Raw genomic sequence first — 9610 nt, 5'->3', positions numbered from 1 at the left:
GATGACTGCACGTTAGATGACTGCACGTTAGATGACTGCACATTAGACGATGAAGTCGTTTGCCCATTAAAGGATTGTTGTACATTAGATGATTGTCCATTAGATGATGATGTCTGTAAGTTGGATAATGGTATCTTTATATTATGTAACGAAGATGCATTAGGCGATTTTTTTGATAATACTTCCGCATCAGGTCGGGCAGATACACTGAGCGTTATAATTACTATCAATAACAAAAAGCAGATAACGGCTTTTTCAATAACTTTCTTTTTAATTCTAACCACCACTTATCTTCATTATGTATAGATTACTTAGATATACTACTGTTTTATACTTAAGTATTTATCTAGAATCTACAGGTAGTATTTACAGCGCTATTATAGTGCTATGTGAACATCAGTAAATTAATAAAAAATTACCAGAATCTCTAAAATTTCGGTTTTGTCAGAATAATAATCCCACTGATCAGTAATATAATGCCTCCCCAGAGAATATTTATCAGCGGGTTTACTTTTATACTCAGTTTTATTGAGGATGGATCCATTGCATCCGAAGTAAAATGTATCAGAATATCTGTTAATGCGGTTCTATGGATTAAAAGTTTATGAAAATATCCAGATCGGTCACTCTTTGTTAAGCTGATTGTGCCCGATCCATGCAATTTTTCATTCTTATATATATTTAAATCCACTATCTGTTCTGACTCATTATGGGATTTTACAGCAGTAGTGACGTTTGTTACTGCAGCGCCCCATACTGTATCTATGCTCTTTGGAATGTTTAACTCTGCAGGATTATAATTTAAAGATACGACAGAACTAAAAGAAGTGGATACGGTTGCGCCAAGTACGATAAAAATAAACCCTGCATGTATCAATACTATGCCCATGTTGCTGTGCGAAAACATATTTTTACTGCGAACAAATCTGAAAATCGTTCCCACGGCCATAAAAAGGGATACTGATACATAAGAGATTACAGGTATAGATCCTATAGACCGTACAAGAAGCGTGGACTGTTGATAGAACTCAGAAACAGGACTTAGCAGAGTGGGAGTTCTGAAAAGGAGCGAGACCACTGCGCCTATCATGGCCACTGTAAATATTACAAACAGGAGACCTTTTGGTTTTATAATTCCCTGCAGAAGGCAATACCCTGTCAGCGCTGTCAGCATAAATATTATAGGGAAACTCCACAGGTTATATGCATCCTGCGGTATGGGGATAGAATCACCATATATCTCTTCAGAGGTAATGGAATGGGTTATGCCCCAGAAAGGAACGAAGGCCAGTAAGCACAGCAGCAGAATAGTGGCATGGAACGAGATGCGAAGAGATTGCAGTGATTTTAATGTGATTTTACTGCCCGGTTCAGAAGGTTTTTTCCTCAGGGTCAAAAATAAAATTATGATCATAGCCAGGAACATAGCAGCAAGCAGTATGTACCATGTACTGCTGCCCAGAAAATTATGTTCAGATCCACGCACTCCTTTTCTTGTGAAGAACATTACATAAATACTCAGGATAAATACCGATACTGATAGCAACGGAGCAGTTGTACCATACTCCTTGCTGCTGCGCTGGTGCCTGACAATCGCATGAAGCGCCGCAGTCAGGATAAGCCATATCACAAGAGCGCCTGATTGAACAGAATCCCATCTCCAGAAGCCGTTCCATTCAACTATTTCATATGCCCATACGCCTCCGGTTGCCATTGAAAGGGATAGCATAAGCCAGGAGATTCGTCCCCACGACCTTGCAGTACCGGCCCATTCCTTCTCACCTGAGTAAAGATAGGTCACTGCTGCAGCGAAAAGAATAATACCTGCAGCATATGCCATGACAACCAGTGGCGGGTGGATGAGAAGCCATGGGTTGATGAACTTCGGGCTCAGACCGTGTCCTGATAGAACGCCTGCATCCGATGCTCCAGGTGTGGGTCTAAAAGGCGAATCCATGAGTAAGATTATCAGCAGTAGTATTTCTATAAATATTGCTACGTATAGTGTTCTCTTTGCAAATCCGGAATTATCTTTATTATTTATATAGAATATTAAAATACACAGCATTGCTGCCCATGCAAGGAGAAGATGAATCCCCTCCTTTCCGGCCCAAAGGGCAGCAGCCCTATATAAAAAAGGAAGATCTCCGCTGTACATGTACACATAATTTATATTGAAATTCGATGAGGTAAAATAATAGAAAAGCAGTAAAACAGCCATAGAAACAGAGATGAACGCGCAGATGAGCATATACAGGATATACTTATTGTACCTGCACAGAAATAATGAAGCAAAAACTGCAAAGAGTCCTATCAATAAGAATATATTCCCTGTATCCATAAAGATCATTTGATTTTTCTACATATATAAATTAATGTTAATGTACCTGTAATCAGGAATATCAACTCCTGATGTTTGAATAAATGCCAGCTGCTCATCGCTTTGTTTATCACGAGTGGGACGGGCTGCATATCTCCCCACCTGCCTTTTGAATCCTGTGCATGCACAGATATTGTATGTGTGCCCTCCTTCAGGCCAGAAGTATCTATATCTGCAAAAGCCTCCCTTACCTGGCCTCCAGCAAGCTCTTTCCCAAGAGTCATGTTCCTGCCCTTTCCTCCAGTATCTACCATATCAATAAAATACTCTACGTTTGTGATATTCGCATCCCATCCTGAAATTGCCAGGGCACTTAAAGAAATGTTTTTACCAGCGTAAGTTTTCTGAGGAATCAGGATTATATCTCTGACATATGGCGTTGTGTTTGATCTTTGCAGTACATGCAGGGCGATGGGAGTATCTCCACCGTGGCAGAGAGTGCAGTTTGTCGCAACCCTGTGTTGCGGATTTGTTAGATTAGTGGCGTTAAACGGCGCTTCTCCGCCATATTTCACATGGCAATCTGAACACTTGTTTACTCTGCTGCCATTACTCCAGTTATACCAGCCAGGCGATTGGATGGTTCCTGTCGGGAATTCGCTGAAATGGAATTTCTCTTTTCCTGTAGCATTGTGGCATGAATCACATGATAAAATTCTTACATCCTTTGTTTTTATTACTGGTTCTGGAGGATCTCTGTTAGGTCCTGTCAGATTGTGGAACTGAGTTTTTATCTCGTTATGGCAGGCACCGCAGGTAAGAGTCTTGTTAATCATTTCTATTAACAGGCTGCTGTAGTGAGAGGCATCATAATCAGCATGGCATGTTGAGCAGGTAACGTTTGGGATGGTCTGTTCTATATGGGTATTATGGCAGTCTGTACACCGGGCACTTTTACTATCTACTATTCTTCCAACAGGTCTATCCCATGCGACTGAGGGCTTATGGAACCTGCTCACCCTGCTGGAATCATGGCATGTCTCGCAGTTTATCTTCATTCCCATTGGGATGTGCTCACTCTGGTTGCCATGGATAAGGCGTGGAATCTGGACGTCGGGCCTGTAGGGAAAGCTTCCTTCGGCATCATGACATTTATAGCATAAGCTCTGTGATGCGTTACTCTGTGAAATACTGCTCATATTATTGCTCTTATATAAGAGATTTTTAGTAAGAGAACGATTATGGAGCGTGGTGTTAGCTGCATTATGGCACAGCGGGCATGTAAAACTGGCATTTACAAACGTTGTGTTTGCCTTACCCTCAGGCGCGCCAGGGTAATGAGTGCGAATGACGTCTACTGCCCCGTATTTTTGTACTGCATTCTCCGATGTGTGGCATTTGATGCATGTTCTTTCAGCGGGAACTGTCAGGTTTGCATCATGGAGCTTTTTGACCATTCCAGTGCTGTGGCAGTCCGTACATGAACCATTCCTGGCGTGGGAATACACCTGAGGTGCGTTTCCCCATTTAGTAGCATTGATTGAATCTCCATGGCATGAGAGACAATCTGTCGAGTTGTATATTATGTTTTTACCATAATGTGAAACATTAGCCCTGGTATTATTTAATCCAATTTTCACGAGACTGTTGCCATGACAACTCTCACAGCTTATTTTTACAGTTAGATTTTCTCCGGCTTTTGTATGCCCTCTCACTTCTGGAGCATTATAGGTAATGCTGAATGAATGGCACGAAGCGCATGACCTCGGTGAAAGGTATTCTTCTGGATGTGTCAGAGGCTGGGTACCATTGCCGTGGCATGCCCAGCATGCCTTATTGACAGGGTCGGTTACCCCTATGCTATTTGTTCCATTGTTTAGATTTGCGTGAATGCCCTTTTTAAAATCATTAACGTCTATCTGTTTTACAGCAATTCCACCAAGTCTATGGCAACTTGTACATTCAGGGCTGAAACTTCCGTTGGTCAGGGTCAATTCATGAAATGTTTCCGGAGCTTCACCGATTTTTATATATTGACCAGGGCTTAATTCAGAACCTGTGTAATTGCCGATAGTATCATTTTGCCCAATCACACCAGTCTCACTTGAGATATGCAGTGCATCCTCAATAATAACCATTATATCAGGATCGGTATTGTCAGCAGCATATGATAAATTAATCATCTGGATAGCAAAAACAATAAAAAGCAGATATTTTCTAACCTCCTTCATCACTATTCATCCTTTCACGAACAAGTTGGCGATTTTCAGGCGAAACATCGTGATATCGATGCCATTTAATGTTGCATTGTATGTGAAATATTCCCCTTCCCTGACAAAATCTTCTTTAACTATATTGCCGTCTTTTGCAAGAACGAGCCATACATAATCCCTGTTCGGGCTGAAATCTTTAATCGAGAGTTCATATCCGCTGCCGAGGTCCCAGGATTCGTTGGAGGACATTGCTTTTTTATCCGTGGATGTAAAATCAATATCCAGTTTATTTAAGGTTACATTCTGGTTCTCTTTTTTAAGCACGAAATACCTGTACCCATCAGGTTTATCGGGGCGATAATCTTTAACATGGCAGGCATAGCACTGGATACTGCTTGTTTCAGTATGTGTACGCCTGGGGACGATACCACTAAATGATATTAAGCTCACATTACCGCCATAGAAAATATCGGCTATTCTGAGGTCTATGAATGTCTTATTGAAACTGCTCTGTTCGATTTTTGCATCGTATTTGAAGCTTCCGCCTTCAGGAACCAGGTCTTTCCGTATTAATTTCCCGTTGTAATACAGTTCAAGCCAGGCTGACTGACCCTCTTTATCTATCCCGCTTACAGCTATGCTGTAGTTCTGATTAAGTCTCCAGATTTCATCTGAAACCAGCTTCTTTTCAACTCTGGCAAGTGAGATTGTATCTCTTGGATCAGGGGGGCTTCCCCATCTTCTTCCGATGTCCTCATTCAGATGACAGCTTACACAATCTTTCGTCTCCACCCCGGGGTATTCGCCGTAATGAGATACTGTTGAATTTATTGTTTTCCCTGAAGCTATCGCATCATTGCTATGGCAAAATGTGCAGGCTACCGGCACTTTTATCTGGCTGCCCTGGGGAATATGCTGTGTTAAATGATTCGGTTTTAGTTTTTTTGTAAGGTTAAGATTTTCATCGATGTGACAGGTAGAGCAGGCATTTGGCGGTTCAGCTATATCAGGATGTGCCTGCGGAGCAGCAGTCAGGTTTGAATGGCAGGTCCAGCATGCCCTGTTCAGGCTGATATCAGCAGAGTTAAGATTCGCGTGGATACTCTGGTTAATGGCGGATTCACTCACTTTATTAAGAGCAAAGCCGCCTGTGCCATGGCACTGTGTACAATCTGACAACTTATAGCCCTCCATGTTCATTAGATTTGAATCATGAAGCCTGCCTGTGCCGTGACATGATGAGCAGTTTAGATTTCCGTTATGCGTTATGTTAATTCTTGATGCATTGTTGAAAACATCCGAAAACTCAGAAGCCGGATTCTGATGGCAGTAAGAGCAGTTAGTACCGGTCTTGTTTAAATCAACCAGGTCTATCCTGTTCTTGCCGTAATGAGATATTGTTGAATTCACAGTACTACCATTGAGGTTGACCATCTCTGATTTGCCGTGGCAGAGCTGGCATGTAGCGTTCACTGTGATATTGACGGCATGGGTGGTATGCTCTGTTGTTCTCGGAGGACTGAATTTGCCTATGCCGCTTAAATGGCAGGCAGAACAGTCAAGGGCTGATGCCCTGTGCATCGGAGGATGTCTGGTTGGAGGCGTGGTTGAGTTAGAATGGCATGCCCAGCATGCCTGATTGAGGTTAGAGCTTGCATTGTTCAGGTTTGAATGGATGCTCAGATTCATAATGGATATATCTACTTTCGGAACGCTCTCTCCCATCCCTCCCATCCCTCCCATTTCTTCCATCACGCCCCCGTCAGATGCCGTATTGCTGCTCCCGTGGCATCTCAGACAGTCGGATATCGTACCCATGCTCATGCCTGTGCCCGTTCCTGAAGTAGTAGAAATTGCAAATAGAGATAAGGATTCAACAGAAGCCTTCAATGTATTTTTGTCTTCAAGTATTTCTGTGGGAATCATTACCCATGTTGAATTAGTATAATGGGAGATTGAAAGGTTACTCTCATTCGTTCCGTTTAATACCGCATCGCTGTAAACCACTTCTACGTCCACTCTACTGTAAGATAAGTTTCTGGCGCCTATCCTGAAAAATTTGATTGGATATCCGGGTAATGAAGAATCGGAGCTATTTTCGCTTTCCACCTCAAGAGTAATTTCAACCTTTTCAGGTGCTATGAAAGAGGCAGATAAAGACCTGTCGTTCATCTCCGTGCAGTTATGGGGAATACTATCCTCCATTCGGGATGTATCATTATGGGTATGGGCAGTGGTATTTTCAGAGTGCGAAGAAACCGCGAATAGAGATAAGGAGTCCATAGACGCTCTCAAAGTATTATCTTCCCTGTTTACTTCCGTGGGCAGCATTGTCCATGTCGAACTATTGGTTTCATACCTGAAAACAGCCAGATGTCCCTCATCTGTACCGTTTAGCTCCATCTCACAGTAGGCTACATTAACGATGATGGATTTGTAGGATATGTTCTGTGTATTTATTTTAAAAAATCTGATTGATAAACCTGGAAGAGGAGTGGTTGAAGGATTATTTTTCTTATAATCCTCAAGAGCTACTGTTACTCCCTCGGCAGTATTGTTCTGTATAAAAGTGGCGGTTAAAGTCTGGTCTGCATGAACATGTGCCGATAGATTTGAGGAATTTTCAGTTGTATTAGAGTGTGTATGATTAATTGGGGTATTGATAGAATTATCATGTATCGGTAAATTTGAAGTATTTAAGTCGTAAGAAAGATTGCTACCCATGGCATATACTGGAAAAAACATCAATACAAATACAAATATCGCAAATTTTTCTGTTATCACAATAACCATCCCTTCATTTATCTTTACAATCGATGTAAAGTATTATTATCTCTTAAGTAGCTTGCGATTTATAAAATGCAAATAAACTTTATGTTTACTTCAAAGTTTTTAAATTAATACCGAATTTTTTTCATAATTAACATTAAGAGGAAAATTCCCGTGATGACTGTAAGGAACTAAAGCCTGAATCCGGGAAAGAATCGTGGCACTTCTCTCTTATATTCCCGGTACTTTTCCCCAAACCTTTGATTGAGTTCTCTTTCCTCAAGCTTTGTAATAACAAAATAGGAGACAAGAAAATCCAGAATAACAAGAAGTCCTGTGCCAGGATAACCTGTTAAAAGAAATACTCCAAGCAATAACAGGGTATGCGCCAGATAAGTAGGATGCCTTACGACAGAGAAGGGCCCTGAGGTTATAAGTTTATACTTGTATTCCCCTGCTGGCCGGATTTCAGCATATCCTATTAGACCTTTTAATCCAAGAAGCTTTGCTGTCCACGTATGGAGCAGAAGCCCTGCTATAAGGGATACCCACCCCACGATGCGCAGAAATACCGGAAATATAAACATATTCCCAAGCAGCAATGATTGGTACGCAACAATAAGATATGCAGCAATGAACCACGGAACGAGCAATATTGGATATGTGAGAAGCCCAACTTTCCGCCAGAACCCAGTCTTTAGATGCAATGGGATAAAGAAGATGGGAATCAAAGGCCACATTGCAAGCGCCATAACAGCCAGTGTTCTATACAACATCATACAATAGAAGTATATCTCTAATTATGTTAATCCTTTTGTTCGCAGGTCGGGAGCCATAGACTTCTATCTTCTACATCCTTATACCGAGTTACAATAGAGTCTTTATCTAACAAATATCGCCTCTATCGTACCTGAATCGGGACAAGTGTTATACTGAGCAGCCCAGGAGTAAAAGCAATAATCCCGATAGCCATCCTTCCTCTGTCCAGAGGAACACGTCAATGATCGGTTTGGGATGACCGGAAGCGGCAAAACTATTGATAAACGGTTATGAGTTTAACTACTGATAAAAATTGCTATAAGAACAACGAACTATAAACGAACTTTTTACAGCGAGTTAGTCTTGAGTTCGTATCAGTTCGTTGTTTCAGACTTCAAAATCCGAGCTTTCCTGATTTAAAGCTGCGCATGCAGGTTGAACTTGTACGGACCCAGAGCGCCGCCGTAGTTCGCTGCGCTTATCTTCTTAACTATTGATTAACAATCAGCCTCTTTAAATACAATTATGATGTATTCTGGTTTCATGAGTATAATGTTTCAACCAGAATTCAAGGAATGTCCACTATGTGGAAGTAGACTTGTAAAAAATTATAACACCAATGAAAAAACAATAACTACACTAAACGGAAAATTAGTCTGTTGGGAAAGGGTTTTGAAATGCAGGAATAAGGGATGCAAAGGTAATTCAATGTCCTTTCATTCCGCAGAATATAAAGGACTTGCTCTACCAAGTATGAATTTTGGTATTGATGTTGTAGCACATGAAGGAGGACTCCGATTTGAAGAACATAAAACAATAGACGAAGTGCTAGAGGATCTTCAAGAATATGGAATTCATACGAACAGAGCTACGGTATCAAAACATTCAGACAAATACCTTGCCTTAATATCTGGTTATCAAAAAGAAAAAATTAAGGAAATTCGGCAAGGGTTGGCTAAACAAGGTGGATATGTCCTGCAAATAGACGGTACAGTCTCTGTTAGAACGAAAACACTGTATATTTTCCGAGATAATATAAGTGATACTATATTATATTCAGCTTTAACCGGTAATGATACAGATGATGTCAAACCACTGGTACAGTATATAAGCGACAATTTTGGACAACCACTTGCCGTAGTCAGTGATATGCAGAAGTCCATCATCGAATCTGTAGCAGAAGTATTTCCTGGTGTTCCTCATCAATACTGTCAGTATCATTTTCTAAAAAATGTTGGAAATGCTATTCTTTCCGAGAAGCATCAACAACTTGGTACATTGATAAGAGATAAAGAGATTAAAAAAGAAATTGAGAAGGTGCAAAAAGAAGTAGAAATTGAAAAAAAGATAACAAGATAGCATGGATAATTTTCCTTTTTTGCAGCTTGCTTCTTAATGTTACCACAATGCAAGCACCCTTCGAGCTATACTATGTAGAATTGTTCAAAAGATACTGGCATGTTAGAAGAGGGATCAGAAAATGTATCAAAATTGGCAGTGTTGATCCTGAATACGTTGAAAAATTAAGCTAAGTCGCATAAATAGAGTT

General features: G+C 40.8%; 7 protein-coding genes. 2 read left to right on the top strand and 5 right to left on the bottom strand.

Going from position 1 to position 9610, the window contains the following annotated elements; genetic code table 11:
• Positions 1 to 306: hypothetical protein (locus MNV_RS20070; protein WP_218837887.1), on the top strand; the 306-nt coding region annotated here is incomplete at its 5' end.
• Between the two features lie 121 nt (positions 307 to 427).
• Here MNV_RS20070 and ccsA read toward each other — a convergent pair.
• The 5 genes from ccsA to MNV_RS21135 all read right to left on the bottom strand — a co-directional run bounded on the left by ccsA (position 428) and on the right by MNV_RS21135 (position 8555).
• Positions 428 to 2341 carry a cytochrome c biogenesis protein CcsA gene (gene ccsA / locus MNV_RS04000; RefSeq protein WP_179293797.1) on the bottom strand — a complete coding sequence of 638 codons (1914 nt, stop codon included), beginning with the start codon at positions 2339 to 2341 and terminating at the stop codon, positions 428 to 430.
• Between the two features lie 5 nt (positions 2342 to 2346).
• Positions 2347 to 4551 (bottom strand): hypothetical protein, encoded by a 2205-nt coding sequence (locus MNV_RS03995; RefSeq protein ID WP_096204086.1) that lies wholly within the window; start codon positions 4549 to 4551, stop codon positions 2347 to 2349.
• 6 nt (positions 4552 to 4557) lie between these two features.
• Complete coding sequence (locus MNV_RS03990) at positions 4558 to 7278, bottom strand: S-layer protein domain-containing protein (RefSeq protein ID WP_218837886.1); 2721 nt, start codon at positions 7276 to 7278, stop codon at positions 4558 to 4560.
• Positions 7279 to 7493: 215 nt separating this feature from the next.
• On the bottom strand, positions 7494 to 8081 hold the full coding sequence (locus MNV_RS03985) for a methyltransferase family protein (protein WP_096204084.1): 588 nt from the start codon (positions 8079 to 8081) through the stop codon (positions 7494 to 7496).
• A gap of 396 nt (positions 8082 to 8477) precedes the next feature.
• A complete protein-coding gene (locus MNV_RS21135) occupies positions 8478 to 8555 on the bottom strand; it encodes a hypothetical protein (protein WP_143311620.1) in 78 nt (25 codons plus the stop codon).
• Positions 8556 to 8613: 58 nt separating this feature from the next.
• Between MNV_RS21135 and MNV_RS03980 the strand changes: the two genes are divergently transcribed.
• Complete coding sequence (locus tag MNV_RS03980) at positions 8614 to 9420, top strand: transposase (RefSeq protein WP_179293795.1); 807 nt, start codon at positions 8614 to 8616, stop codon at positions 9418 to 9420.
• The last annotated feature ends 190 nt before the right edge of the window (positions 9421 to 9610 follow it).

Source organism: Candidatus Methanoperedens nitratireducens (assembly GCF_900196725.1).
Classification (GTDB): Archaea; Halobacteriota; Methanosarcinia; order Methanosarcinales; family Methanoperedenaceae; genus Methanoperedens; species Methanoperedens nitroreducens_A.
Note: the sequence above shows the minus strand (reverse complement) of the source record. Positions and strands in the feature narration are given on the sequence as shown.

Coding starts and splice junctions, on each gene's coding strand:
- MNV_RS03980 (WP_179293795.1), top strand. CDS start 8,614: ATGTTTCAACCAGAATTCAAGGAATGTCCACTATGTGGAAGTAGACTT.
- MNV_RS03995 (WP_096204086.1), bottom strand. CDS start 4,551: ATGAAGGAGGTTAGAAAATATCTGCTTTTTATTGTTTTTGCTATCCAG.
- MNV_RS03985 (WP_096204084.1), bottom strand. CDS start 8,081: ATGATGTTGTATAGAACACTGGCTGTTATGGCGCTTGCAATGTGGCCT.
- ccsA (WP_179293797.1), bottom strand. CDS start 2,341: ATGGATACAGGGAATATATTCTTATTGATAGGACTCTTTGCAGTTTTT.
- MNV_RS03990 (WP_218837886.1), bottom strand. CDS start 7,278: ATGTTTTTTCCAGTATATGCCATGGGTAGCAATCTTTCTTACGACTTA.